Source organism: Streptomyces sp. NPDC003284, from assembly GCF_053589675.1.
The window spans coordinates 644,612-669,811 of record NZ_JBSFSI010000002.1 but is presented as its reverse complement, the minus strand read 5'-3'; the positions used below and the strand labels follow the sequence as shown (position 1 = coordinate 669,811).

Genomic DNA, 25,200 nt, shown 5'->3' with positions numbered 1-25,200 from the left:
GGCGTCGTGGCCGGGGGCGGGCGCGGGCGGCGGGGTCAGGGGCGGAACGGGAAGCCGTACGTGTGCACCGCGACGTTCTCGCGGCCCTCGGTGTCACCGGCGGCGACGGCGGCCCGGCCGCGCTCCTCGTACTCGCGGACGAGGCCGTACATGCGCCGGGACAGCTCGGCCAGTTCCTGGGGGGTGAGCTTGAGCAGCCATTCGGAGGAGTCGGCCGCCTGGCTCCACTCGGAGCCCCAGTGGACGCGCTCGTCGAGGAAGCGCCGGTACAGGTCGGCGCGCTGGTCGAAGAAGAGGCGGCTGGCGGCGGTGTGCGCGGCGGCCTTCTCGGGGGCGTCCGAGAAGTCCTCGTCGTGGATGGAGACGCCGTCGCTGGCGGGCTGCCACCAGCGCTCGCGGCCGTCCGCGGTCTGCGGCTCGGCCTGCTCGATCAGCCCGTGCTCGGCCAGCTTGCGCAGGTGGTAGCTGACCAGGGAGACGGCCTCGTCGACCTGTTCGGCGAGCTGGGAGGCGGTCGCCGTACGGGCGATGGTCAGCGCGCGGTAGAGCTGCATGCGCAGCGGGTGGGCGATCGCCTTGAGCGTGCCCAGGTCCTGGATCCGGCGGTCTCGTTTCCTGTCCGTCATGACCGCAACGCTAGATGCACAAGAAAAGTTGCACAACTGATTTTGCGCAACTTCTCTTGCGCAATTTTTCTTGCGGATCAGCGCGCGAAAAAGCCCCGGCCGCCGTACGGCGGCCGGGGCTCCGGGCCCGCCGGGTCACCGCACGGGGTGCCCGGCCTCCCGCAGCGTCTCCTTGACCTGGCCGATGCGCAGATCACCGAAGTGGAACACCGAGGCCGCGAGGACCGCGTCCGCGCCCGCCGCGACGGCCGGCGGGAAGTCGGCGAGCCGGCCGGCGCCGCCGGAGGCGATCACCGGGACGGTGACGTGCTTGCGGACCGCCGCGATCATCTCCAGGTCGTAGCCGTCCTTGGTGCCGTCCGCGTCCATGGAGTTGAGCAGGATCTCGCCCGCGCCCAGCTCGGCGGCGCGGTGCGCCCACTCCACCGCGTCGATGCCGGTGCCGCGCCGCCCGCCGTGGGTGGTCACCTCGAAGGTCCCGGCCCCGGTGCGGCGCGCGTCGACCGACAGGACCAGCACCTGGCGGCCGAAGCGCTCGGCGATCTCCCGGATCAGGTCCGGGCGGGCGATGGCCGCCGTGTTGACGCCCACCTTGTCGGCGCCCGCCCGCAGCAGCCGGTCCACGTCCTGCGCGGTGCGGACGCCGCCGCCGACCGTGAGCGGGATGAACACCTGCTCGGCGGTGCGGCGCACCACGTCGTACGTGGTCTCCCGGTCGCCGGAGGACGCGGTGATGTCCAGGAACGTCAGCTCGTCGGCGCCCTCGGCGTCGTACACCTTGGCCATCTCGACGGGGTCGCCCGCGTCGCGCAGGTTCTGGAAGTTGACGCCCTTGACGACCCGGCCGTTGTCCACGTCCAGGCAGGGGATGACTCGGACCGCCAGGGTCATGAATCGGGCTCCTCTGATCTTCCTCTGAATGCTTCGAGTTCCACCGAGACCAGGACGCGCGGGTCGACGAAACCGTCCACGACGAGCAGCGTCGCCACCGGGCGCACCGCGTCGAACAGCTCCTTGTGGGCGCGGCCCACACCGTCCATATCCCGGGCATGGCCGAGATACATACGGGTCCGGATCACGGACTCCACGCCGAGCCCGAACGCGCCGATCGCCTCCACCGCGCTGGCGAAGGCGGTCCGCGCCTGCTCGTACGGGTCGCCCTCCCCGTACAGGACGTCGCCCCGGAAGGCGGTGGTGCCCGCCACCAGGACGAGGTCCCCCGCCGCGACGGCCCGTGCGAATCCGAACGTCTCTTCCCAGGGAACTCCGCTCTGCACGCGCCGTACGGCATCGGACGTCATGACGACACTTCCTCCAGGGCCTCTTCGAGCGTGAACGCCTTCGCGTACAGGGCCTTCCCGACGATGGCGCCCTCGACACCGAGCGGCACCAGCGCGGCCAGCGCGCGCAGGTCGGCGAGCGAGGAGACGCCGCCGGAGGCGACCACGGGGCGGTCGGTGGCCGCGCAGACGTTCTTCAGCAGTTCCAGGTTGGGGCCCTGGAGGGTGCCGTCCTTGGCGATGTCGGTGACGACGTAGCGGGCGCAGCCCTCCTTGTCCAGGCGCGCCAGCGTCTCGTAGAGGTCGCCGCCGTCGCGGGTCCAGCCGCGCCCGCGCAGTGTGGTGCCGCGCACGTCCAGGCCGACGGCGATCCGGTCGCCGTGCCCGGCGATGACCTTGGCGACCCACTCGGGGGTCTCCAGGGCGGCGGTGCCCAGGTTGACGCGGGTGCAGCCGGTGGCGAGGGCGGCGGCGAGGGTGTCGTCGTCGCGGATGCCGCCGGACAGCTCGACCTTGATGTCCATGGCCTCGGCGACCTCGGCGATCAGGGCGCGGTTGTCGCCGGTGCCGAACGCGGCGTCCAGGTCGACCAGGTGCAGCCACTCGGCGCCGGAGCGCTGCCAGGCGAGGGCGGCCTCCAGCGGGGAGCCGTAGGAGGTCTCGGTCCCGGACTCGCCGTGCACGAGGCGGACGGCCTGGCCGTCGCGGACGTCGACGGCGGGCAGGAGTTCGAGCTTCGAAGCCATCACAGGATTCCGATCCAGTTGTTCAGCAGCTGCGCTCCGGCGTCGCCGGACTTCTCGGGGTGGAACTGGGTGGCCCACAGGGCGCCGTTCTCCACGGCGGCCACGAAGGGCGTGCCGTGGGTGGCCCAGGTGACCTTGGGGGCGCGCATCGCCGGGTTGACGGTCTCCAGCTGCCAGTCCTGGACGGCGTAGGAGTGCACGAAGTAGAAGCGGGCGGCGGCGTCCAGACCGGCGAACAGCTCGGAGTCCTCGGGCGCCTCGACGGTGTTCCAGCCCATGTGCGGGACGACGTCGGCGGCCAGCGGCGCGACCGTGCCGGGCCACTCGTCCAGGCCCTCGGCCTCCACCCCGTGCTCGATGCCGCGCGCGAAGAGGATCTGCATGCCGACGCAGATGCCCATGACCGGGCGGCCGCCGGACAGCCGGCGGTCGATGATCCAGTCGCCGCGGGCCTCCTTCAGGCCGCGCATGCAGGCGGCGAAGGCGCCGACGCCGGGGACCAGCAGGCCGTCGGCGGCCATCGCGCGGTCGAAGTCACGGGTGATCTCGACCTCGGCGCCGGTGCGGGCCAGCGCCCGCTCGGCGGAGCGGACATTGCCGAAGCCGTAGTCGAAGACCACGACCTTCTTGGCGCCGCCGGTGCTCAATTCCACACCTCCAGCCGCAGCACGCCCGTGAAGATGCACATCGCCGCGCCGAGCGAGAGCAGCACGATCAGGCTCGTGGGCATCTTCTGCTTGGCGAAGGAGTAGACGCCGCCGGCCAGGAAGAGGCCGAGGACGATCAGGATGGTGGAGAAGCTGTTCATGGCGGTTACAGGGCGCCCTTCGTCGAAGGCAGGATGCCGGCCGCGCGCGGGTCGCGCTCCGAGGCGTAGCGCAGGGCCCGCGCCAGCGCCTTGAACTGGCACTCGACGATGTGGTGGGCGTTGCGTCCGTAGGGCACGTGCACATGCAGCGCGACCTGGGCCTGGGCGACGAAGGACTCCAGGATGTGCCGGGTCATCGTGGTGTCGTACTCGCCGATCATCGGCGCCATCTTCTCGGGCTCGGTGTGCACGAGGTAGGGGCGGCCGGAGAGGTCGACGGTGACCTGGGCGAGGGACTCGTCCAGCGGGACCGTGCAGTTGCCGAAGCGGTAGATGCCCACCTTGTCGCCGAGCGCCTGCTTGAAGGCGGCGCCCAGCGCGAGGGCGGTGTCCTCGATGGTGTGGTGGGAGTCGATGTGCAGGTCGCCGTCGGTCTTGACGGTCAGGTCGAACAGACCGTGCCGGCCGAGCTGGTCGAGCATGTGGTCGTAGAAGCCGACACCGGTGGCGATGTCGGTCCTGCCGGTGCCGTCGAGGTCGATCTCGACCAGGACGGAGGTCTCCTTGGTGGTGCGCTCCACGCGCCCGACGCGGTTCATCCGCTCTGCTCCTGTTCCTTCTTGAGATCGCGCACCGCATCGAGGAACGCGTCGTTCTCGGCCGGGGTCCCCGCGGTGACCCGCAGCCATCCCGGTACGCCGTTGTCCCGGACCAGGACGCCCCGGTCGAGGATCCGCCGCCAGGCGTCGTGGGAGTCCTCGAACCGCCCGAACTGGACGAAGTTGGCGTCCGACTCGGTGACGTCGCAGCCGATCGCCCGCAGCTCGCCGACGAGCCGGTCCCGCTCGGACTTCAGCTGCTCGACGTAGCCGAGCAGCGTGTCGGTGTGCTCCAGCGCGGCCAGCGCGGTGACCTGGGTGATCGCCGAGAGGTGGTACGGCAGCCGGACGAGCTGGAGGGCGTCCACCACCGCGGGGTGCGCGGCCAGATAGCCCAGGCGCAGCCCGGCGGCGCCGAACGCCTTGGACATGGTCCGGGAGACCACCAGATGGGGCCGGCCCTCCAGCAGCGGCAGCAGCGAGGCGCCGTGGCTGAACTCGACGTACGCCTCGTCGACGACGACCATGGTCGGCTTCACCGCCTGCGCGGCCTCGTAGAGCGCGAGGACCGTGTCGGCCGGGACCGCGTTGCCGGTGGGGTTGTTGGGGGTGGTGACGAAGACGACGTCGGGCCGGTGCCCGGCGACGGCCTTCTCGGCGGCGGCCACGTCGATGGTGAAGTCCGCGCCGCGCGGCCCGGAGATCCAGCCGGTGCCGGTGCCGCGCGCGATCAGCGCGTGCATCGAGTACGAGGGCTCGAAGCCGATCGCGGTGCGGCCGGGGCCGCCGAAGGCCTGGAGGAACTGCTGGATGACCTCGTTGGAGCCGTTGGCCGCCCAGACGTTCTCCGGGCCGACGCGGTGGCCGCCGGTGCGGGTCAGGTACTTCGCCAGCTCGGTGCGCAGCTCGACCGCGTCCCGGTCCGGGTAGCGGTTGAGGCCGCGGGCCGCCTCGCGGACCCGCTCGGCGATCCGTTCGACGAGGGGTTCGGGCAGCGGGTAGGGGTTCTCGTTGGTGTTCAGCCGTACGGGGACGTCCAGCTGGGGCGCGCCGTAGGGGGACTTGCCGCGCAGCTCGTCGCGTACGGGGAGGTCGTCGATGCCGAAGTTCACTGGTCCGCCGGTACCTTCCACCCGAACCTCACCTTGATCGCCGCGCCGTGCGCGGGCAGGTCCTCGGCCTCGGCCAGCGTCACCACGTGGTGGGCGACCTCGGCGAGGGCGTCGCGCGTGTAGTCGACGATGTGGATGCCGCGCAGGAAGGACTGCACGGACAGGCCCGAGGAGTGGCAGGCACAGCCGCCGGTGGGCAGCACGTGGTTGGAGCCGGCCGCGTAGTCGCCGAGCGAGACGGGCGCCCAGGGGCCGATGAAGATCGCGCCGGCGTTGCGCACCCGGTCGGCGACCGCGGCGGCGTCGGCGGTCTGGATCTCCAGGTGCTCGGCGCCGTACGCGTCGACCACCTTCAGGCCCTCCGCCACGCCGTCGACCAGGACGATCGCGGACTGCCTGCCGGACAGCGCCGGGCGGATGCGGTCATCGACGTGCTTGGTGGCGGCGACCTGGGGCGCCAGCTCCTTGTCCACCGCGTCCGCCAGCTCGGCGGAGTCGGTGACCAGGACGGCGGCGGCCAGCGGGTCGTGCTCGGCCTGGCTGATCAGGTCGGCGGCGACGTGCGCCGGGTCGGCGGTGGCGTCGGCGAGGACCGCGATCTCGGTGGGCCCGGCCTCGGCGTCGATGCCGATACGGCCGGTGAAGTAGCGCTTGGCGGCGGCGACCCAGATGTTGCCGGGGCCGGTGACCATGTTCGCGGGCGGGCAGGACTCGGTGCCGTAGGCGAACATCGCGACGGCGGTGGCGCCGCCCGCGGCGTACACCTCGTCGACGCCGAGCAGGGCGCAGGCGGCGAGGATCGTCGGGTGCGGCAGTCCGCCGAACTCGGCCTGGGCCGGGGAGGCGAGCGCGATGGACTCGACACCGGCCTCCTGCGCGGGCACCGCGTTCATGATCACCGAGGACGGGTAGACCGACCGGCCGCCGGGCGCGTAGAGCCCGACCCGCTCGACCGGGACCCACTTCTCGGTGACCGAGCCGCCGGGGACGACCTGGGTGGTGTGCGTGGTGCGGCGCTGCTCGCGGTGGACCAGACGGGCCCGGCGGATGGACTCCTCCAGGGCGGCGCGCACCGCGGGGTCCAGCTCCGCCAGGGCGCCCTTGATCGCCTGGGCCGGAACCCGCACGGATTCCAGCCGTACCCCGTCGAACTTCTCGGCGAAGTCGATCAGTGCCGCGTCCCCGCGATGATGCACGGCCTCGCAGATCGGACGCACCTTCTCCAGGGCGGCCTGTACGTCGAAGTCGGCTCGGGGCAGCAGGTCACGCAGGGCGGGGCCCTCGGGAAGGGCGTCGCCGCGCAGATCGATTCGGGAGATCACGGTTCCAATTCTCTCAGACCGCGCTCCGGGCCCGTGCGCCCGTATCAATGGCTGATACAGAGCCCGGGAGCGCACGGTTCCGGCCTTCCGGTACAAGTCGGAAGATCCGCTTCACATTCCGCGTTCAGACCGTCACACAACGGGCATCACCGGTTGTACAAAACGACAGAACTCACGGGTAGCAGGGAAAGAAGGGAAGAAACGTGACCGAGGGGACCGGCGGCCGTGCCGGGGACCTGCCGGACGACCTGACCGACGTCGAGGCCGGGATGTGGCAGGCCTTCCGCAACGGCAGCGTGTACGACCTGCGCGGCGGCGACGCGGCGGTGGACGATCCGCACGGACTGCACCCGTGGGGGCCGCAGCGGAGCGTCCGCGCCCGGGTGGTCTGCTGGCTGCTGCTGGACGGACCGCCCGCGCTCGCCGGGCGTGTCTCGTCCCTGAAGCTGACCGGACTGCGCATCACCGGCACGCTGGACCTGGCCGGGGGCACGGTGGTGCCCTACGTCGAGATGATGGGCTGCCGCTTCGAGAACGAGGTGCTGCTGCCCGAGGCCCGCTTCACCACCGTGCGCCTGGTGGACTGCGCGGTGCCGCGCCTGGAGGCGGCGCGGGTGCACACCGAGGGCGATCTGCACCTGCCCCGCTGCCGCTTCCTGGCCGGTGTCCGGCTCACCGACGCGCGCATCGGCACGGACCTGCTGCTCAACCAGGCCAGCGTGCACCACGACCGCGTCGGGCGGTCGATCGCCGCCGACGGGCTCACCGTCGGCCAGGACCTCCAGGCCGAGATGCTCCAGGCGCACGGCGAGGTGAGCCTGCGCAGCGCGAAGATAGGCGCCTCGCTGAGCCTGCGCGGCGCCCGGCTGGCCGGTCCGTACACCCGCTTCGCGCTGAACGCGCCGCAGCTGACGGTCGGGCGCACCCTGTACCTGACCCCGGCCGCCCTCGGCTCCCCGCTGCTGAGCGGGGTCACCCCGGCGCGCGGGACGCGGATCCAGCACTTCGAGTGCCAGGGCGGGGTGCGGCTGGACGACGGGCGCTTCGGCGAGGCCGTCGACCTGGAGGGCGCCCGGTTCGCCCTCACCGACGAGCAGGCGCTGTCGCTGCGCCGGGTGCAGGCGCCCGAGCTGCGCTTCCTCGGGGAGCGGCTGCCGCGCGGCCAGGTGGTGCTGTCCGGGGCGCGGATCTCCACCCTCGTCGACCGGGCGGCCGGCTGGCCGGGACCCGGCTGTCTGCACATGGGCGGCTTCGTCTACGAGAACCTCGTGCCGCGCGGCCCGTTCCCGCTGGCCGAGCGCCTCGGCTGGGTGGCGGCGGCGACCGCCGAGTACAACCCGGAGCCGTACGAGCGGCTGGCCGCGGTGCTGCGCGAGGCCGGGGAGGACGAGGACGCGCGCGAGGTGCTGCTCGCCAAGCACCGCCGCCGCCGCGAGACGCTGCCGCCCGCGGCCAGGCTCTGGGGCTATGTGCAGGACGGGACCGTGGCCTACGGCTACCGGCCCGGCCGGGCCGCGGTGTGGATGGCGGTGCTGTGGGCGGCGGGCTCGCTCGCCTTCGCGCACGCGGGGCGGCCCGCGGCCGGGGCCGGGGCGGGCGACCACCCGCCGTGGAACCCGGCGCTGTACGCGCTCGACCTGCTGCTCCCGGTCGTGGACTTCGGCCAGGTCAGCCAGTGGCAGCTCAGCGGCGGCTGGCAGTGGCTGGCGGCGGCGATGGTCATGGCGGGCTGGACCCTGGCCACCACGGTGGCCGCGGGCGCGACCCGGCTGCTGCGCCGCAGCTGAGCCCGCCCGGGGCGCCCCACCCGGCCGTACGCCCCCGCCGTACGCCCCCGTCGCAGGCCCGCGCACGCCGGTGCGCACGCCGCCGCCCGGACGTCCGGACGGCGCCCGGACACCTGATGAACAGTCACCTCTTTACCCGACCTTGACCGGCCGCCGTACAACTTTCACCGGCTTCCCCCAACCCTCTGGCGCGTCCGCGACCTGCGTCTTTCAATGGTCGACACCATGGCTCTGCTGCCCCCCTTCATCCGCCCCACCCGGATGCCGCGAAGCGGGCGCCCCACCGCCGGGGCCGCCCCCGCCACCGGACTGCCCGCCGACGACGAGGTGCTCCTCGACGCGCCCGACGAACGCCTCGGCCCGGCCCTGGTCGCCGCCGCCCGCGGCTCGCACGGGCCCGCCGCCGCGCTGCTCGCCGGTACCCGGGAGCGCGCCGAGTGGGAGGACCGCGACCGCTACGCGCGTCACCTGGCCGCGTTCGCGCGCTCGCGCGGCGAGTGGCTGGACGTTTGGGGCGCCGCCGCTCCCGACGACCCGGACGCGCTGCTGGTCGCCGCCCAGCTCGCGGTGGACCGCGCCTGGCCCTCACCGGCCCGCGCCGATCTGCTGCGCGAGGTCAGCCCGCTGATCACCGCCGCGGCCCGCGCCGACGACCGGGACCCGGTGCCCTGGCGGGTCGCCCTCGACCACGCGCGCGGCAGCCGTGCCGGGCACCGGTACTTCGGCGAGCTGTGGGAGGCGGCCGTGCGCCGCGCCCCGCACCACCACGGCTGCCATGTGGCCGCCCTGCGCTATCTGGCCGCCCACGGCCCGCACGGCGCGCGGCGCGAGTGCTTCGACTTCGCCGACCGGGCGGCCCAGGACGCCCCCGCGCACGCCCTGGTGCAGGGTCTGCCGCTCCGGGCCGCCCTCGCCTGCCTGGCCGCCGGGCGCGGGGCCGAGGTGGGGCGGGCCCGGCTGGACGCGGCGGCGGACCGGGCGATCGCGCTGTCCGCGCTGCTCCCGGCGGCGGCGCCCGCACCGGCGGAACTGCGCAATCTGCTGACGTACGTCCTGGTCCGGCTCGGCCGCCACCGGGACGCGCTGGCGCAGTTGCGGCTCATCGGCCCCTACGCCACCTCCTTCCCCTGGGACCGGGTGTCCGACGATCCGCTCGGGCTGTTCCTGGAACTGCGCGCCGACGTCCGCTCGATGCCCCTGCCGGGCGCCCCGGGCGGCGCCGGAACCGGGCGCGGCGGACGGGCCGGATCGCGGGACCATTAGGCTTTTGCGCCGTGACCACCGTCCGGCTTCCGCTCTTCCCCCTGAACTCGGTGCTGTTCCCGGGACTGGTGCTGCCTCTGAACGTGTTCGAGGAGCGCTACCGCGCCATGCTGCGCACCCTGCTCAAGACTCCCGAGGACGAGCCGCGCCGGTTCGCCGTCGTGGCGATCCGCGACGGCCACGAGGTGGCGCCCAGCGCCCCCGGCCTGCCGGATCCGACCGCCGTGCCCGAGCGCGGCCCCACGGCCGGCTTCGGGCCCGACCCCGCCAAGGCGTTCCACGGCGTGGGCTGCGTGGCGGACGCGGCGACGATACGGGAGCGCGCCGACGGCAGCTTCGAGGTGCTGGCCACCGGCACCACCCGGGTGCGGCTGCTGTCGGTGGACGCCTCGGGGCCCTTCCTCACCGCCGAGCTGGAGGAGCTGCCCGAGGAGCCGGGCGACGAGGCGGGCGCCCTGGCCGAGGGGGTGCTGCGGTCCTTCCGGCAGTACCAGAAGCGGCTGGCCGGGGCGCGCGAGCGGTCCCTGGCCACGGGCGCGGAACTCCCGGACGAGCCGAGCGTGGTGTCGTACCTGGTGGCGGCGGCCATGGTGCTGGACACCCCGACCCGGCAGCGGCTGCTCCAGGCCCCGGACACCTCCTCGCGGCTGCGCGACGAGCTGCGGCTGCTGCGCTCGGAGACGTCGATCATCCGCAGCCTGCCGTCGCTCCCGGCCCCGGAGCTGACCCGCGGTCCGACCAGCTTCAACTGACACCGAGACACGGCACGACACGGCACGCCGAGCAGGCCGAGCAGAAAGAGCAGCGCCCGATGGCGAAGAAGGCGAAGAAGCAGCAGGCGGGCGGGACGCCCGCGACGGTGGCGCTGACCGCGGCGGGCGTGGCCCACACCGTGCACTCCTACGACCACGATCCCGCCCACCCCTCCTACGGCGAGGAGGCCGCCGAGGCGATGGGGGTCTCGCCGGAGCGGGTGTTCAAGACGCTGGTCGCGGATGTCGACGGCGCGCTGACGGTGGCCGTGGTGCCGGTCGCGGGCTCGCTCGATCTGAAGGCCCTGGCGTCGGCGGTCGGCGGCAAGCGCGCGGCGATGGCCGACCCGGCCCTCGCGGAGCGCACCACGGGCTATGTCCGCGGCGGCATCAGCCCGCTGGGCCAGCGCAAGCGGCTGCCCACCGTCCTGGACGCCTCGGCCACGGCCCACGGCACGATCTGCGTCTCGGCCGGGCGGCGCGGCCTGGAGGTCGAACTCGCCCCGGCGGACCTGTCCCGCCTGACCGGGGCGGTCCTGGCCCCGATCGGCCGCCCCTGACCACCGCTCCCCCGCCCCCTGCCCCGCTTCGGGCACTGCTCCCTGCCCTGCTTCGATGAGCCGGGCCCGGCCGCCCGGCAGGTGACTCCGGGGAGGCGCTCCGGCACGAACGCAGGGCCGGACCGCGAACCGCCGTCCCGGCTCCCGGTCCCGCCGCACCTGCTCCCGGCTCCGCAGAGGCGGCCCGAGGTCCGGCCGTCCACCGGGGCGACCGGGGTGCCGGTGCGGCACCGGCCGGTGCCAGCAGTCCGGTGGGCGGCTACGGCGAATGCGGCGCCGGGGGCACCGGCCCGGCTCCGCCGAGCCCGCCTGGGGTCCGGCCGTCCAGCGGGGCGGCTGCGGTGGCACCGGCGGTACCGGCACCGGACCGGGGGCGGACGGCCGGTCGGACGGACGGTCGGCCGGACGAACTGGCGGACCGGCTACGGCGTCGGCGGAGTGCTCTCCTGCGGGCCCTGCGCCGGATCACCGGCCGGGCCCTGGGCCGGTGTCTGCGCGTACGGGTCGGGGTCGCGCGGGCCGAACAGGGCCGTCACCGCCAGATGCACCACCAGCGCGGCCAGCGGCCAGGCCAGCAGGGCGCCCTTGGCGCCGAGGCGGAGCGGGGCCGAGAAGGTCTTGCCCTGACCCACGGCCCTGGCGTGCGCGACGATGTCCTGCTGCGGGCCGAGCCACACGCCGAGCCGCCAGGCGAGCAGCGAGCCGAGGAGCCCGCCGAGACAGAGGGCCACCACCAGGGGCACTCCCCCGCGCCTGCGCAGCAGGAAGACGACCGCGGCGCTCAGCACACCGAGCCCGACGGCGAGCAGCGTGAACGTTCCGTCGACGCCGATCGCCTGTTCGCCCTCGACGTCCTTGAGGTAGACGGCCCAGCTGTTCTGGGTGACGGTCCCGACCAGGGGCACCCGCGGGGCCAGCCACAGCCACAGCAGGCCCAGCAGTACGCCGCCGAGCGCCACGGCCACCGTGACCACGGCGGCCTCCCGCAGCTCGGCCCGTATCCCGGGGCCGTCCTGTGCGTACAACGAGCCCTCCGTCCCCGCTCCGCTCCCCGGTGCCCGCCAGGTGCGCGCGTACTCCTGCTCCTCGGCGCTCGGCCCGTCCTGCGGCGCGGGCCCGGACGGCTGCGGCGCCGGGGGCCCGGCGGCCTCGCCGGACGGGGACGACGGAGACGACGGGGCGGGCCGCCGGTTCGGCGGCGTGGGGGGAGTCAACGGAGCGCTCACCCTGTCATCGTGCCAGGTGACTCTGTGGGCCGCGTCACCGGACGGCCGCCCGGCGGTAGGCCCAGGTCGCCACGGCCAGCGAGATCACGCCGACCCCGGCGCACACGGCCATGTCGATGCCGACCCACGCCCAGTCGGGATGGTCGGCGAAGCTGCGGGTGTACGCCTCCACGCCGTAGGTCGACGGCAGCAGGGCGCGCGCGAGCCGGATCAGCTCCGGCATCCGCTCGGGCGGCAGCACACCGAGCAGCAACGCCGCCGACATGCCCAACTGCCCCAGCAGCGTGGCCAGTTCCTGGCGGGCCGCGAGCAGCCCGCAGGCGGCGCCGACCCCGGAGAGGGCCGCGCCCGCGAGCGGGATCACCGCCACGAGCACCCACAGGTTGCCCAGCGGCAGCCCGAACAGCGCGCATCCGAACACCGCCGTCACCAGGGTCCCCGGCACCGTGAAGGACGCGTACGCCGCCGCCGCGCCGAGCACCACGGCCGCGGGCGGCACCGGCAGCGTCGCGTAGTGGTCGAGCCCGCCGCTGGCGCGCAGCTGGCCGAAGTACTGCGCGAGCAGGTTGAGCGCGACATAGGCGACGACGACGATCGACGCGCCCGCCACCACCGACCGGGCCTCGCCGCCGCCGCTGACCACGCCCCGCATCATGACCATGATGCCGACGGACTGGAAGGTCGCCACGAACAGCAGCGGGATCCTGGCCACCCGCGCCCGGGACAGCTGGGCCCGGTAGACGGCCGCGAGGGAGGGCCACAGCCGGGCCCGCGGCGCGAGCTCGGCGACCGCCACCCGCCGCGCGGGGCCGGTGTCCTGCGCGGCCGGCACGGCGGCCGGCACATCGGCGGATACGACACTCACGTGGAACTGCTCCTTATCGCTTTCCGCTCCGCGGCGTGGTCCGGCCCGGTCATGCCTTGACCAGCCCCTGCCGGGCGGCGCCGCCCAGCGCCAGGTAGACGTCCTCCAGGCTGGGCGTGGTGAGGGTGAAGTCGTCCAGGGCGGCGAAGGCGGCTCCGCCGGTGACCGTGGCGACGACGGCGCGGGCCTCCTCGGGCGCGAGCCGCAGCGTCCAGCGGCGCCCCGAGCGGGCGGCCCGGTCCTGGAGGGCCGCGACCTCCGGGACCTCCAGCGGGGCGCGCTCGCGCCACACCAGTTCGACCCGCACCTCTCCGGAGACCCGTTCCTTGAGGCCGGCCGGGGTGTCGCAGGCGATGACCCGCCCCCGGTCCAGGACGGCGACCCGGTCGAGGACGGTCTCGGCCTCGATGACGTTGTGGGTGACCAGCAGCACGGTCGTGCCGTGCTCGGCGCGGCGCCGGTCCACGGCGGACCACACCGCGCGCCGCGCCACCGGGTCCATGCCGGTGGTGGGTTCGTCGAGCACGAGCAGCGGGCGCTCGCCGACCAGCGCGGCGGCGAAGCAGGCCAGACGGCGCTGGCCGCCGGAGAGCTTCTTGAGCGGGCGCCCGGCGATCGGGGTGAGGCCCAGCTCGCCGAGGACGGCGTCCCGCTCGGCCCGCGCCCGCCGGACGTCCAGGCCGCGCAGCCGGCCGGTGGTCTCGGCGGCGAGCGAGACGGTCAGCTCGTCCAGGGCGGTGGACTCCTGGCCGAGGTAGGCGAGGACGCGGGCGGCCCGCTCGGGGTGCGCCACGATGTCGTGGCCGAGGATCTCCACGCTGCCGCTGTCGGGGCGCATCAGCCCGGTGAGCTGCCGCACCAAGGTGGACTTTCCGGCGCCGTTCGGGCCGAGCAGCCCGAAGATCTCGCCGCGCCGCACCTGGAGCCCGATGTCGTCGGTGGCCCGCACCTCGGGGGTGGCCGGGGTGCCGCGGCGGCCCCGGGCGGCGGGATAGGTCTTGGTCAGTCCGCGCACCGCGCACACGACGTCGTCCGTGTGCCGAAGTCCGGGTGCCGCGCGCGTACTCACAAGGGACGAGACTACGGGGTCCGCGGGCTTTACTCGTCCTTGGGGCGGCCTCTCCCGGTTCCCGCGGGGCCCCGGGGCCCGGGTCAGTCGCCCGCCGGGACGTGCTCGGCGTCCGTCCGGACGTCGATCTCGCGCCAGAACCCGGCCCGGATGGCATACCGGTCGTGCTCGTCGATCTGGTCGTCCTTGTGGGCGAGCAGCCCGAACCGGGCGGCGTAGCGCAGCAGCTCGCCGTCGACGCGGTGCGGCACCCGCGGGTACATCGACGACAGCTTCTGGAGATGGACCTGGTCGCCGAGGCGCTCCACCCAGCGGCGGGCGAACACCTGTCCGACTTCGTACGGGTCGCCGCCGACGGTCGTGATGTCCTCCTCGCGGTCCGCCCAGCGCTGCTCGGCCGTGGTGAGCTGGGCGAGGGTGGGCATGGAGGCGGCCTCGGGCGGTTCGGTGGCCGTGCCGGGGCGGTCCACCCAGCCCTTGTCGGAGGACCAGCGCAGGGTCGCGGTGGCCGGCTGCCGGTCGCCGCCCTGGGCACCGGGGGCGCGCAGGGCGGCGAGGTCCTTGGGGGTGGGGACGCCCTTGGCCGCGGGCAGCCGCTCCTCGGCGGCGGCGCGGTCACCGGCGTCGGCCGGATGGCGCGGGCGCTCGGCGGGGCGCTCGCGGGAGGCGGAGAGGCCGGACTCGGGCAGCGGCGCGGAGAGGATCGCGGCGATCTCGGGCCGGGGCACCGGCGGCGGGGCGCACACGCCGCCCGCCTCCTTGGCGCGGACCGCCTTGGTGATCCAGGTGCGGTCCAGGACCCGGCGCTCGTCCGCCTCGGCGACCAGGTCCTCGGACTGGTTGTAGTCGCCGTCGGCGGCCTGTACGGCCCACAGGTGGACGGCGACGCCGTGCTCCTTGGCGGCCATCATGCCGGGCAGCAGGTCGCCGTCGCCGGTGACCAGGACCACGTCCGAGCAGGCGCGGTTGCGGGCCAGTTCGGTCAGCTCGGCGTGCATGGCGGCGTCCACGCCCTTCTGCGCCCAGCGTCCGTCGCTGCGGGTGAGCGCGCCGAGCCGGACGGTCACCCGGGGCATCACGCGCAGCCTGCGGTGCTCGGGCTGCGGGACGCGGTCGGGGGCGCCGTCGAACCAGTAGATGCGCAGCAGCGGGCGCTCGGTCTCCGACTCGGCCTGCTCGCGCAGCCCCTGGATCAGGGCGGCATGGTCGACCGTGATCCGGGACCGCGACGGCTCACCGGCGAGGAGGCTCGCGGCGGCCCCCAGCAGATACCCGGCGTCCACCAGGACGATGCAGCGGTCCACGCGATCCACCCTCTTTCCGGGGAGGTTGCTCAGGGAGGTGCTTCGGGCTTGTTTCGAGTCTGCCCGACCACGACGGGGTTAACGGCCCGAACTCGATCTTCGGCGTGGCGTTTCGGGGGACCGCGGTCCGATGCCCCTTGTTACATACGGTAATTATCCGACATGCGTTCATTGTCGCCATATGTGAATCTGGTCGCGGCCCTGGCCCCTAGACCCCCTTCAGGAGGCTGATCACCATGGCCAAGAACCGCAAGCAGGACCGCGGCAAGCAGAAGGCGTCCGTGAGCGCGGGCGGCCCGCGGGAGTCGGAGCACTCGGTGTCGGAACCGCAGTCCGAGCACCACGCGCCGCAGCTGAGTCCGACCGAGGTGGCCCGCAAGGGCCGCCAGAAGCGCTTCGGCCACAACTGAGACCGGCGCGAGGGCCGTTGACCGGGCCCTGGCAGCCGCGAGGGGCGTACCCGCTGCACACGGGAACGCCCCTCGTCGTCGTCGGCCGGGCCGCCGGGCTCAGCCCGCCAGGCAGGACGGGCCGAGCAGGACCTTCAGATCGCCGAAGAGGGCGGGGTCGGGCTTGACCCGGTGCCGGTCGAGGCGCAGCACGGTCGTCTTGGACGGGCCCTGGAGCTTGATCCGGACCTCGCTGTCGCCCCGGTGGTGGGTGAGGATCTCGCCGAGGCGGCTGACCATGGGCGGGGTGATCCGGGTGGCCGGGATGGTCAGCACCACGGGTGCGTTGGCGCCCGCGTTGGACAGGTCGGGGACCTGGAGCTCCATGGCGACCAGCCGCGGCACGTCCTCGCGCTTGTCGAGGCGCCCCTTGACGAACACCACCGCGTCCTCGACGAGTTGGGTGGAGACGAGCTGGTAGGTGGCCGGGAAGAACATGCACTCGATGGAACCGGCCAGGTCCTCGACGGTGGCGATGGCCCAGGCGTTGCCCTGCTTGGTCATCTTGCGCTGGAGGCCGGAGATGATGCCGCCGATGGTGACGACCGCGCCGTCGGCGTGCTCGCCGCCGGTGAGCTGGGAGATGCCCGCGTCGGCCTTGTCGGAGAGGACGTGTTCCAGGCCGAACAGGGGGTGGTCGGAGACATAGAGGCCGAGCATCTCCCGCTCCTGGGCGAGCAGATACGTCTTGTCCCACTCATCGGTGGTGAACTCCACGTCCAGCCCGAAGCCGGGTTCGCCGCTGGGCTCGTCGCCCATCCCGCCGAAGAGGTCGAACTGCCCCTCGGCCTCCTTGCGTTTGACCGCGACCACGTTGTCGATCATCGGCTCGTACTGCGCGGTGAGGCCCTTGCGGGTGTGGCCCATCTCGTCGAAGGCGCCGGCCTTGATCAGCGACTCGGTGGTGCGCTTGTTGCAGACCACCGCCTCGACCTTGTCGAGGTAGTCGGGGAAGGAGGAGTACTTCCCCTTGGCCTTGCGGCTCCGGATGATCGACTCCACCACGTTGGTGCCGACGTTGCGGACGGCGGAGAGGCCGAAGAGGATCACGTCGTCGCCCTGGGCGGCGAAGTTCGCCTCGGACTCGTTGACGTTGGGCGGGAGCACCTTGATGCCCATGCGCCGGCACTCGTTGAGGTAGACCGCCGACTTGTCCTTGTCGTCCTTGACCGAGGTCAGCAGGGCCGCCATGTACTCGGCCGGATGGTTGGCCTTCAGATAGGCGGTCCAGTACGACACCAGCCCGTACGCGGCCGAGTGCGCCTTGTTGAACGCGTACCCGGCGAAGGGCACCAGCACGTCCCACAGCGCCTGGATCGCCTCGTCGCTGTAGCCGTTCTTCTTCGCTCCGGCCTGGAAGATGGTGAAGTTCTTCGCCAGCTCGTCGGGCTTCTTCTTGCCCATCACCCGGCGCAGGATGTCGGCCTCGCCGAGCGAGTACCCCGCGATGATCTGCGCGGCCTTCTGCACCTGCTCCTGGTAGACGATCAGGCCGTAGGTGACGGCCAGGACCTCTTCGAGCGGTTCCTCCAGCTCCTTGTGGATCGGGGTGATCTCCTGGAGGCCGTTCTTGCGCAGCGCGTAGTTGGTGTGCGAGTCCATGCCCATCGGACCGGGCCGGTACAGCGCCGAGACGGCGGAGATGTCCTCGAAGTTGTCCGGCTTCATCAGCCGCAGCAGGGAGCGCATCGGCCCGCCGTCGAACTGGAAGACGCCCAGGGTGTCGCCGCGCTGGAGCAGGTCGAAGGTCGTCGGGTCGTCCAGCGGCAGCGCCAGGAGATCGATGTCGATCCCCTTGTTGGACTTCACCATCTTGACGGCGTCGTCCATGATCGTCAGGTTGCGCAGGCCCAGGAAGTCCATCTTCAGCAGGCCGAGCGACTCACAGCTCGGATAGTCCCACTGTGTGATGGTCACCCCGTCGGTGTGCCTCACCCAGACCGGGACGTGCTCGGTGATGGTCTCGCTGGACATGATCACACCGGCGGCGTGCACGCCCATCTGCCGCACCAGGCCCTCGACGCCCTTCGCGGTGTCGATGACCTTCTTCACATCCGGCTCGTTCTCGTACATCGCGCGGACCTCGCCGGCCTCCGAGTACCGCGGGTGCGAGGAGTCCGTGATGCCGTTCAGATCGATGCCCTTGCCCAGGACATCGGCCGGCATCGCCTTGGTGATGCGGTCGCCCATCGCGTACGGGTAGCCCAGCACGCGCGCGGAGTCCTTGATCGCGTTCTTGGCCTTGATCTTGCCGTACGTACCGATCATGGCGACCTTGTCGGCGCCGTACTTCTCCGTGACGTACCGGATGACCTCCACGCGCCTGCGCTCGTCGAAGTCGATGTCGACGTCGGGCATGGAGATGCGCTCGGGGTTGAGGAACCGCTCGAAGATCAGACCGTGCGGGATCGGGTCGAGGTCGGTGATGCCCATGGCGTAGGCGACGATGGAACCGGCCGCCGAGCCCCGGCCGGGGCCGACCGCGATGCCGTTGTTCTTCGCCCACATGATGAAGTCGGCGACCACGAGGAAGTAGCCCGGGAAGCCCATCGAGATGATGACGTCCATCTCGTAGTCGACCTGCTTCTGGCGGTCCTCGGGGATGCCGCCGGGGAAGCGGCGCTCCATGCCGCGCCGGACCTCCTCCTTGAACCAGGTGACCTCGGTGAAGCCCTCGGGGATGTCGAACTTCGGCATCAGGTCGCGCTTCTCGAACATGCCCGTGGTGTCGACCATCTCGGCCACCAGGAGCGTGTTGGCGCAGCCCTGCTGCCAGGCGTCCGAGGAGTCGATGGCGTACATCTCGTCCGTGGACTTCAGGTAGTAGCCGGTGCCGTCGAACTTGAAGCGGTCGGGGTCGGAGAGGTTCTTGCCGGTCTGGATGCACAGCAGGGCGTCGTGCGCACCGGCCTCGTGCGCGTACGTGTAGTGCGAGTCGTTGGTGACCAGCGGCGGGATGCCGAGCTTCTTGCCGATCTCCAGCAGGCCCTCGCGGACCCGGTGCTCGATGTCGATGCCGTGGTCCATCAGCTCCAGGAAGTACCGGTCCTTGCCGAAGATGTCCTGGTAGTCGGCGGCGGCCTTCAGCGCCTCCTCGTCCTGCCCCAGACGCAGCCGGGTCTGCACCTCGCCCGAGGGGCAGCCGGTGGAGGCGACGATGCCCTGGGACCACTGCGCGATGGTCTCCTTGTCCATGCGGGGCCACTTCTGGAGCCAGCCCTCGGCATAGGCGTCGGAGGAGAGCCGGAAGAGGTTGTGCAGGCCCGTGCGGTCCACCGCCCACATCGTCTTGTGGGTGTAACCACCGGAACCGGAGACGTCGTCGCGCTTCTGGTGCGGCTGGCCCCAGCGGACCTTGCGCTTGTTGCGCCGGGACTCGGGCGCCACATACGCCTCGATGCCGATGATCGGGGTGACCCCGGCCTTCTGCGCGGTGTGGAAGAAGTCGTACGCCCCGTGGAGGTTGCCGTGGTCGGACATGGCGATGTGCGACATGCCCATCTCGTTGCACGCGTCGAACATGTCCTTCAGCCGCGCGGCACCGTCCAGCATCGAGTACTGGGTGTGGACGTGCAGGTGCGTGAACGGCGGCTTCGACACGGTGCGGCCTCCTGGGAGAGCTCTCGGCGACGGGCTGCGGACAGTCTGGGGGACAGCGTCGAAGTCTATGCCCCGGCACTGACACCCGGAGTCCGGCCGGGCGTACCTTCGGCGGGGAACCGGGCACTCCTCCGCGGCGACGGACGTTGATCGGGAGAAGTCGCGGGGCCGGGGCGGCCCGGCCCCGCCCCGGCTTGCCGTGATCCGCCCATGTCACGCACCACCCGTACCAGGAGGCACCCGCGATGTCGGTCCCCCAGCTCAGCGACGAGCAGCGCGGCGAGGAGATCCTCTCCGTCTTCGACACCGCCTTCGGCGAACTGCTGGCCGCCGACCCGGCCGCGTTCCGTGTGAAGTTCCGCAAGATGGCGGCCTCCGCCTTCGCGTTCTACCGGGGCACGGCGTGCCTCTTCTACCACGACCTGGCCGCCCAGAGCCCCGGCGGCGACGGCGCGCGGGCCGCCGCCGGACCGTATCTGGACGAGCGCACCTCGCGCGTGTGGATCCACGGCGACCTGCACGCGGAGAACTTCGGCACGTACATGGACTCGAACGGTCGGCTGATCTTCAACGTCAACGACTTCGACGAGGCCTACGTCGGCCCGTTCACCTGGGACGTCAAGCGCTTCGCCGCCTCCGTCGCCCTGGTGGGGTACGCCAAGGCGCTCGGCGACCGGCAGATCACCGAACTGGTGAGCGTCTACGCACACGCCTACCGCGAGCGGGTGCACGCCCTGGCCACCGGCGCCAAGAGCGACGAGGTGCCGCCCTTCACCCTGGACACCGCCGAGGGCCCGCTCCTGGACGCGCTGCGCGACGCCCGCTCGCTGACCCGGTTCGGCCTGCTGGAGTCGATGACCGAGATCCGCGACTTCGAGCGCCGCTTCGCGCCCGGCGGCGGCTCCGTCGAGCTGGACGCGGCCACCCGCTACAAGGTGCTCGCCGCCTTCGACGGCTATCTGGAGACCCTCCCGGAGTCGTCCCTGGCCCGCCCGGACTCCTACCGCGTCAAGGACGTCGTGGGGCGCCGGGGCATCGGCATCGGCTCGGCCGGGCTGCCCTCGTACAACATCCTGCTGGAGGGCAACAGCGACGCCCTGGAGAACGACGTCGTGATCTACATCAAGCAGGCCCAGACCCCCGCCGTCTCGCGGCATGTGACCGACCGGGCGATCCGCGGCTACTTCGCGCACGAGGGCCACCGCACGGTGATCTCCCAGCGCGCCCTCCAGGCGCACGCCGACCCGTGGCTGGGCTGGACCGAGCTGGACGGCGCGGGGCAGCTCGTCGCCGAGGTCTCGCCGTACGCCGTCGACCTGGACTGGGGCGACATCGACGACCCGGAGGAGATCGCGCAGGTCGTCGCCGACCTCGGCCGCGCCACCGCCGCCATGCACGCGGCGGCCGACGACCAGTCCGGCGAGTCCCTGGTGCCGTTCTCCACCGAGCGGGCCATCGACGCCGCCATCGCGGCCGACGAGGAGGGCTTCGCCCCGATGCTGACGGACTTCGCGCACACCTACGCGGCCCGCGCGCGCGAGGACCACCGGATCTTCGTCGACCTGTTCCGCAACGGTCGTATTCCGGGTCTGTGACGACAGGGACGCTCACAGGGACCCTTTAGGGGCGCCTTACCGGCGGACGTGCCACACTCTCCTTCTGCTATGGACATATCCGGGACCCGACTCAGAGCCGTGCGCGCGGCGCTGTTCACGGCTGTGGTCGTGACGCTCAGCACCGCGTCGCACATCCTGCTGTCCCAGGTCCCGCTGCCGCTGAACACGGTGGCCGCCGTCGCGGGCGCCGTGTTCGTCCTCGCCTACGCCCTGGCGGGCCGCGAGCGCGGCTTCGGCCGGATCGCCGCCCTGCTGGTCCCGCTGGAACTGGCCGCCGACACCGTCTTCACCACCGGCCAGCAGGTCTGCTACGGCAGCGCGGGCGGCCCGCTCGCCGGTCCGCTGCGCTCGGTCGGCTGGGACGTGCTGTGCGGCAGCAACACCCATGTCGGCACGCCGCTGGCCCGGATGACCGGCGCCGACACCGACCGGCTCGCGCTGCTGCTCGCGCACGCCGACCCGGCGACCGCCTGGCTGCTGCTGGCCGCGCACGTCGCCGTGGGCCTGCTCGCGGCGGGCTGGCTGCGCCGCGGCGAGCGGGCGCTGGCCCAGCTGCTGCGCGCGATGGCCGCGACCACCTTCCGACCGCTGCTGCTCGCGGTCGCCGCGGTCACGGTCCGCCGGCGCGGCACGGTGCGGCGCCCGACGCGTCCCGCGCCGCACCGCACCGCCCTGCGCGCCCGCCTCCTCGTCCACTCCCTGGGACGACGTGGTCCGCCGCGCCCGGCCGCCCGCGCCCACCGGCACGCCCTCGCCCTCGGCTGAGCGGCGGCGCCGGTCCGGACCGACCGGTCCCCACCACGTCACACGTACATCCGCGCACCAGGCTGCGCGGCCCACAGGGAGAACACCACCATGAGCAAGCGGAACAGCCAGTCGGCGAAGACGGCGGCCCGGGAGCGGCTGCGCGTCGAGCGCGAGCGCGAGGCGAAGCGGGCCAAGGTCAGGCGGCAGGTCATCGTCGGCGTCTCGGTCGTCGCGGTGCTGGCCGCGGCGGGCGGCATCGGCTACGCCGTCGTCCAGGCCAACAAGCCCGGCCACTGGGAGGCCGTGAAGGACGAGAAGGTCGTCGCGCCCGCCAACACCTCGGGCAAGGACGGCACGACGGTCGTCTTCGGCAAGAGCACCGCCGCCAAGACCCTCAAGGTCTACGAGGACCCGCGCTGCCCGGTCTGCGCGCAGTTCGAGCAGACCGTCGGCGCGACCCTGAAGAAGGACATCGACGACGGCAAGTTCAAGATGCAGTTCATCTCGGGCACCTTCCTCGACGACCACGACCAGGGCGAGGGCTCCAAGAACGCGCTGAGCGCCCTCGGTGCCGCGCTCAACGTCAGCCCCGAGGCGTTCCTGGAGTACAAGACGGCGCTCTACTCCGCCAAGTGGCACCCGGACGAGAACGACGACAAGCTCAAGAACGACTCGTACCTCATCCAGATCGCCGACACCGTCTCGGCGCTCAAGGGCAACGCCAAGTTCCAGACCGCCGTGAAGAACGGCACCTACGACGCCTGGGCCATGGCCATGTCGAAGTCCTTCGACGACAACAAGGACGACGTGAAGGGCACCCCGAGCCTGGTCATGAACGGCAAGAAGCTCACCACCCCCGGCTCGGACAACGCGCCGATGACGGTGGAGGACTTCGACTCGGTGGTCGGCGCCGCGCTGAAGGGCTGACCCGGCCGGGCCGGTGCGCGCCGGATCCGTCCCGGTTCGCACGGCCCTGCGCCAATCCCCGCTGAAGAGCGGGCGAACTTTCCCTGTTCGCCCGCTCTTTGCGCGTACCGGTCAGTAATGTGATCGGCCGTGACCAGCCGACACAGAGCGTCCGACCCTGCCCAGACCCCTCCTCGCGCCGACGGCCCCGCGCCGGGCCCGCGCCGCCGTACGGTCGTCAAGGCCGCCGCGGCCGGTGCCGCCCTGGCCGCGCCGCTCGCCGCCGCGCTGCCCGCGCGCGCCGCGACCGGGGCGCCCGCCTTCCTGCACGGGGTGGCCTCCGGCGACCCGCTGCCCGACGGCGTCCTGCTGTGGACCCGGGTGACCCCGGTCCCGGAGGCCCTGCCGGGCTCCGGAGCCGGGCCCGACACCGAGGTGAGCTGGGCGGTCGCCACCGACCGGGCGTTCACCACCGTCGTCGCCCGCGGCTCCACCGTCGCGAGCGCGGCCTCGGACCACACCGTCAAGGCCGACATCCGCGGCCTGCGGCCCGCCACCGACTACTGGTTCCGCTTCTCGGCCGGCGGCACCGACTCGCCCGTGGCCCGCACCCGCACCGCGCCCGCCCACGACGCCGCCGTGTCCGGCCTGCGCTTCGGCGTGGTCTCCTGCGCCAACTGGGAGGCCGGCCGCTTCGCCGCCTACCGCCACCTCGCCGACCGCGGCGACCTGGACGCCTGGCTGCACCTGGGCGACTACATCTACGAGTACAAGTCGGGCGAGTACGCGGCCCGGGGCACGGTGGTGCGCCCGCACGAACCGGCGCACGAGATCCTCACGCTCGCCGACTACCGGATCCGGCACGCCCGCCACAAGACCGACCCCGACCTCCAGGCACTGCACCACCGGGCGCCGGTCATCGCGATCTGGGACGACCACGAGTTCGCCGACAACGCCTGGTCGGGCGGCGCGGTCAACCACACCGAGGGCGCCGAGGGGGCCTGGAGCGACCGCCAGGCCGCCGCCAAGCGCGCCTACTTCGAGTGGATGCCGGTGCGCCCGGCGATCGCGGGCACCACCTACCGGCGGCTGCGCTTCGGCAAGCTCGCCGATCTGTCCCTGCTCGACCTGCGCTCCTTCCGCTCGCAACAGGCGTCCACCGGCTCGGGATCGGTCGACGACCCGGACCGCACCCTCACCGGCCGCGCCCAACTGGACTGGCTCAAGGCGGGTCTGACGGCCTCGGACACCACCTGGCGGCTGGTCGGCAACTCGGTGATGATCTCCCCGTTCGTCGTCGGCGCGCTCTCGGCGGACCTGCTGAAGCCGCTCGCGAAGCTGCTGGGGCTGCCCCAGGAGGGCCTGGCGATCAACACCGACCAGTGGGACGGCTACACCGCCGACCGCCGCGAACTCCTCGGCCATCTGCGGGGCAACGCCATCCGCAACACCGTCTTCCTGACCGGGGACATCCACATGGCGTGGGCCAACGACGTGCCGGTGGACGCCGGGACCTACCCGCTGTCCCCGTCGGCCGCGACCGAGTTCGTGGTCACCTCGCTGACCTCCGACAACCTCGACGACATGGTCAAGGTCCCCGAGGGCACCGTCTCGGCCCTGGCCGCGCCGGTGATCCGGGCCGCCAACCGGCACGTCCACTGGGTCGACACCGACCGCCACGGCTACGGCGTCCTGGACATCACCGCCGAGCGCGCGCAGATGGACTACTACGTCGTCTCCGACCGCACCCGGGCGGACGCGACCTCCTCCTGGGCCCGCTCCTACCGCACCCGCAGCGGCACCCAGAAGATCGAGCGGACCTACGACCGCGTCTGAAGCCTCTCTGCCGCCGGCTCAGCCGAGGCTGTCGAGGAAGCCGAGCGCCACCCGCCAGGTGGCCTCGGCGGCCTCCGCGTCGTAGTCCGGCAGGTCCGGGTCGGTGTAGAGGTGGCCGGCCCCCGCGTACCGGTAGATCTCGACGTCGGCGCCGGTGCGGCCCATCTGGAGGTACCAGGCGCTCAGCCAGTCGTCCGTCTCGAACGGGTCCGGCTCGGCCACATGCAGCTGGACGGGCAGCTCGTCAGCCCGGGCGCCCGGCGCGATGTCGGACGTGCCGTGCAGGAGCAGCAGGCCGCGGGCCTTGTCGTCGCCGAGGGCGAGGGTCTGCGCGACGGAGGCGCCGAAGGAGAACCCGGCGTAGACCAGGCCGCGTTCCGAGTAGGGGGCGGCGGCCAGCACGGCCCGTCTGAGCAGCTCGTCCTTGCCGGTCTCGTCCTTGAAGGCCATGCCCTCCTCGACCGAGTCGAACGTACGGCCCGCGAAGAGATCGGGCGTCCACACCTCGTGCCCGGCGGCGCGCAGCCGGTCGGCGGCCTGCCGCACCGCGGGGGTGAGGCCGTAGGTCGAGTGGAAGAGCATGATGTTCATGAGGCCATGGTGCCAGCCGGGTACGACAACGCCCGAGCGCACCCGCCCGGATGTGAACGTCCTGCGTGGGCCTCGCCACACGGGCCCGGCCCTACCCACGAACCGCCGGAAGACACATGTTCGTCCCCGGCCGCCC

24 protein-coding genes are annotated in these 25,200 nt (G+C 72.8%); 9 read left to right on the top strand and 15 right to left on the bottom strand.

From position 1 onward, the window contains the following. Positions 1-35 precede the first annotated feature (35 nt). From ACWDYF_RS06485 to hisD, 9 genes are all read right to left on the bottom strand, one after another. On the bottom strand, positions 36-626 hold the full coding sequence (locus tag ACWDYF_RS06485; RefSeq protein ID WP_381743773.1) for an ArsR/SmtB family transcription factor: 591 nt from the start codon (positions 624-626) through the stop codon (positions 36-38). Positions 627-761: 135 nt separating this feature from the next. Continuing rightward, the gene (gene hisF / locus ACWDYF_RS06480; RefSeq protein ID WP_381743772.1) at positions 762-1,517 is read right to left on the bottom strand and encodes an imidazole glycerol phosphate synthase subunit HisF; all 756 of its coding nucleotides are present in this window, start codon (positions 1,515-1,517) and stop codon (positions 762-764) included. Then, positions 1,514-1,927, bottom strand: coding sequence for a RidA family protein (locus ACWDYF_RS06475; protein WP_381743771.1), 414 nt, complete (start codon positions 1,925-1,927; stop codon positions 1,514-1,516). Before ACWDYF_RS06475 ends, hisF begins: the two co-directional genes overlap by 4 nt. Next, positions 1,924-2,652 carry a bifunctional 1-(5-phosphoribosyl)-5-((5-phosphoribosylamino)methylideneamino)imidazole-4-carboxamide isomerase/phosphoribosylanthranilate isomerase PriA gene (priA, locus tag ACWDYF_RS06470; protein WP_389466766.1) on the bottom strand — a complete coding sequence of 243 codons (729 nt, stop codon included), beginning with the start codon at positions 2,650-2,652 and terminating at the stop codon, positions 1,924-1,926. Before priA ends, ACWDYF_RS06475 begins: the two co-directional genes overlap by 4 nt. After that, positions 2,652-3,305: an imidazole glycerol phosphate synthase subunit HisH gene (hisH, locus tag ACWDYF_RS06465; RefSeq protein ID WP_389466771.1), complete on the bottom strand. Its 654-nt coding sequence runs from the start codon at positions 3,303-3,305 to the stop codon at positions 2,652-2,654. The genes priA and hisH overlap by 1 nt, the downstream gene beginning before the upstream one ends. Further along, positions 3,296-3,460: a hypothetical protein gene (locus tag ACWDYF_RS06460; RefSeq protein ID WP_018567513.1), complete on the bottom strand. Its 165-nt coding sequence runs from the start codon at positions 3,458-3,460 to the stop codon at positions 3,296-3,298. Before ACWDYF_RS06460 ends, hisH begins: the two co-directional genes overlap by 10 nt. 5 nt (positions 3,461-3,465) lie before the next feature. Then, the gene (gene hisB, locus ACWDYF_RS06455) at positions 3,466-4,059 is read right to left on the bottom strand and encodes an imidazoleglycerol-phosphate dehydratase HisB (protein WP_018567512.1); all 594 of its coding nucleotides are present in this window, start codon (positions 4,057-4,059) and stop codon (positions 3,466-3,468) included. After that, positions 4,056-5,171 (bottom strand): histidinol-phosphate transaminase, encoded by a 1,116-nt coding sequence (locus ACWDYF_RS06450; protein WP_381743768.1) that lies wholly within the window; start codon positions 5,169-5,171, stop codon positions 4,056-4,058. The genes hisB and ACWDYF_RS06450 overlap by 4 nt, the downstream gene beginning before the upstream one ends. Beyond that, the gene (gene hisD / locus ACWDYF_RS06445; protein WP_389466777.1) at positions 5,168-6,493 is read right to left on the bottom strand and encodes a histidinol dehydrogenase; all 1,326 of its coding nucleotides are present in this window, start codon (positions 6,491-6,493) and stop codon (positions 5,168-5,170) included. The genes ACWDYF_RS06450 and hisD overlap by 4 nt, the downstream gene beginning before the upstream one ends. Positions 6,494-6,696: 203 nt before the next feature. Between hisD and ACWDYF_RS06440 the strand changes: the two genes are divergently transcribed. From ACWDYF_RS06440 to ybaK, 4 genes are all read left to right on the top strand, one after another. Continuing rightward, on the top strand, positions 6,697-8,280 hold the full coding sequence (locus tag ACWDYF_RS06440; RefSeq protein WP_389466780.1) for an oxidoreductase: 1,584 nt from the start codon (positions 6,697-6,699) through the stop codon (positions 8,278-8,280). A 213-nt stretch (positions 8,281-8,493) separates the two neighbouring features. After that, positions 8,494-9,543, top strand: coding sequence for a hypothetical protein (locus ACWDYF_RS06435; protein WP_389466783.1), 1,050 nt, complete (start codon positions 8,494-8,496; stop codon positions 9,541-9,543). 11 nt (positions 9,544-9,554) lie between these two features. Further along, positions 9,555-10,295: an LON peptidase substrate-binding domain-containing protein gene (locus ACWDYF_RS06430; RefSeq protein ID WP_381743764.1), complete on the top strand. Its 741-nt coding sequence runs from the start codon at positions 9,555-9,557 to the stop codon at positions 10,293-10,295. 59 nt (positions 10,296-10,354) lie between these two features. Beyond that, a complete protein-coding gene (ybaK, locus tag ACWDYF_RS06425; RefSeq protein ID WP_018567506.1) occupies positions 10,355-10,855 on the top strand; it encodes a Cys-tRNA(Pro) deacylase in 501 nt (166 codons plus the stop codon). Positions 10,856-11,277: 422 nt separating this feature from the next. Here ybaK and ACWDYF_RS06420 read toward each other — a convergent pair whose 3' ends face one another. The 4 genes from ACWDYF_RS06420 to ACWDYF_RS06405 form a co-directional block, all read right to left on the bottom strand. Further along, positions 11,278-12,081, bottom strand: coding sequence for a DUF2567 domain-containing protein (locus tag ACWDYF_RS06420; RefSeq protein ID WP_389466787.1), 804 nt, complete (start codon positions 12,079-12,081; stop codon positions 11,278-11,280). A 34-nt stretch (positions 12,082-12,115) separates the two neighbouring features. Continuing rightward, entirely contained in the window at positions 12,116-12,946 is an 831-nt protein-coding gene (locus ACWDYF_RS06415; protein WP_381743761.1) for an ABC transporter permease, read from the bottom strand. Positions 12,947-12,995: 49 nt separating this feature from the next. Next, positions 12,996-13,970, bottom strand: coding sequence for an ABC transporter ATP-binding protein (locus ACWDYF_RS06410; RefSeq protein WP_064532503.1), 975 nt, complete (start codon positions 13,968-13,970; stop codon positions 12,996-12,998). A gap of 128 nt (positions 13,971-14,098) precedes the next feature. Beyond that, the gene (locus tag ACWDYF_RS06405; protein WP_389466790.1) at positions 14,099-15,319 is read right to left on the bottom strand and encodes an NYN domain-containing protein; all 1,221 of its coding nucleotides are present in this window, start codon (positions 15,317-15,319) and stop codon (positions 14,099-14,101) included. A gap of 236 nt (positions 15,320-15,555) precedes the next feature. Between ACWDYF_RS06405 and ACWDYF_RS06400 the strand changes: the two genes are divergently transcribed. Then, positions 15,556-15,729, top strand: a complete 174-nt coding sequence (locus ACWDYF_RS06400; RefSeq protein WP_381743759.1) for a hypothetical protein — start codon at positions 15,556-15,558, stop codon at positions 15,727-15,729. Between the two features lie 99 nt (positions 15,730-15,828). Here the strand turns inward: ACWDYF_RS06400 and dnaE are convergent, their stop codons facing one another. Further along, entirely contained in the window at positions 15,829-19,368 is a 3,540-nt protein-coding gene (gene dnaE, locus ACWDYF_RS06395; RefSeq protein WP_389466793.1) for a DNA polymerase III subunit alpha, read from the bottom strand. Positions 19,369-19,613: 245 nt separating this feature from the next. Here dnaE and ACWDYF_RS06390 point away from each other — a divergent pair, with 245 nt between their 5' ends. The 4 genes from ACWDYF_RS06390 (at position 19,614) to ACWDYF_RS06375 (ending at position 24,473) form a co-directional block, all read left to right on the top strand. Next, on the top strand, positions 19,614-20,963 hold the full coding sequence (locus ACWDYF_RS06390; protein WP_381743757.1) for a DUF2252 domain-containing protein: 1,350 nt from the start codon (positions 19,614-19,616) through the stop codon (positions 20,961-20,963). Between the two features lie 69 nt (positions 20,964-21,032). Beyond that, entirely contained in the window at positions 21,033-21,749 is a 717-nt protein-coding gene (locus ACWDYF_RS06385) for a hypothetical protein (protein ID WP_381743756.1), read from the top strand. Positions 21,750-21,839: 90 nt separating this feature from the next. Then, positions 21,840-22,658, top strand: a complete 819-nt coding sequence (locus ACWDYF_RS06380; protein WP_018567494.1) for a thioredoxin domain-containing protein — start codon at positions 21,840-21,842, stop codon at positions 22,656-22,658. 129 nt (positions 22,659-22,787) lie between these two features. After that, the gene (locus tag ACWDYF_RS06375; RefSeq protein ID WP_381743754.1) at positions 22,788-24,473 is read left to right on the top strand and encodes an alkaline phosphatase D family protein; all 1,686 of its coding nucleotides are present in this window, start codon (positions 22,788-22,790) and stop codon (positions 24,471-24,473) included. An 18-nt stretch (positions 24,474-24,491) separates the two neighbouring features. On the opposite strand, the gene ACWDYF_RS06370 is transcribed toward ACWDYF_RS06375, so the two are convergent. Continuing rightward, positions 24,492-25,064, bottom strand: coding sequence for a dienelactone hydrolase family protein (locus tag ACWDYF_RS06370; protein ID WP_389466799.1), 573 nt, complete (start codon positions 25,062-25,064; stop codon positions 24,492-24,494). Positions 25,065-25,200 lie beyond the last annotated feature (136 nt).

What these genes read in the sequence shown, in the direction of transcription:
- ACWDYF_RS06485 (WP_381743773.1), bottom strand. Translation starts at nt 626, where the DNA reads ATGACGGACAGGAAACGAGACCGCCGGATCCAGGACCTGGGCACGCTC.
- hisF (WP_381743772.1), bottom strand. Translation starts at nt 1,517, where the DNA reads ATGACCCTGGCGGTCCGAGTCATCCCCTGCCTGGACGTGGACAACGGC.
- ACWDYF_RS06475 (WP_381743771.1), bottom strand. Translation starts at nt 1,927, where the DNA reads ATGACGTCCGATGCCGTACGGCGCGTGCAGAGCGGAGTTCCCTGGGAA.
- priA (WP_389466766.1), bottom strand. Translation starts at nt 2,652, where the DNA reads ATGGCTTCGAAGCTCGAACTCCTGCCCGCCGTCGACGTCCGCGACGGC.
- ACWDYF_RS06460 (WP_018567513.1), bottom strand. Translation starts at nt 3,460, where the DNA reads ATGAACAGCTTCTCCACCATCCTGATCGTCCTCGGCCTCTTCCTGGCC.
- hisB (WP_018567512.1), bottom strand. Translation starts at nt 4,059, where the DNA reads ATGAACCGCGTCGGGCGCGTGGAGCGCACCACCAAGGAGACCTCCGTC.
- ACWDYF_RS06435 (WP_389466783.1), top strand. Translation starts at nt 8,494, where the DNA reads ATGGTCGACACCATGGCTCTGCTGCCCCCCTTCATCCGCCCCACCCGG.
- ybaK (WP_018567506.1), top strand. Translation starts at nt 10,355, where the DNA reads ATGGCGAAGAAGGCGAAGAAGCAGCAGGCGGGCGGGACGCCCGCGACG.
- ACWDYF_RS06400 (WP_381743759.1), top strand. Translation starts at nt 15,556, where the DNA reads ATGGCCAAGAACCGCAAGCAGGACCGCGGCAAGCAGAAGGCGTCCGTG.
- ACWDYF_RS06390 (WP_381743757.1), top strand. Translation starts at nt 19,614, where the DNA reads ATGTCGGTCCCCCAGCTCAGCGACGAGCAGCGCGGCGAGGAGATCCTC.
- ACWDYF_RS06385 (WP_381743756.1), top strand. Translation starts at nt 21,033, where the DNA reads ATGGACATATCCGGGACCCGACTCAGAGCCGTGCGCGCGGCGCTGTTC.
- ACWDYF_RS06380 (WP_018567494.1), top strand. Translation starts at nt 21,840, where the DNA reads ATGAGCAAGCGGAACAGCCAGTCGGCGAAGACGGCGGCCCGGGAGCGG.
- ACWDYF_RS06370 (WP_389466799.1), bottom strand. Translation starts at nt 25,064, where the DNA reads ATGAACATCATGCTCTTCCACTCGACCTACGGCCTCACCCCCGCGGTG.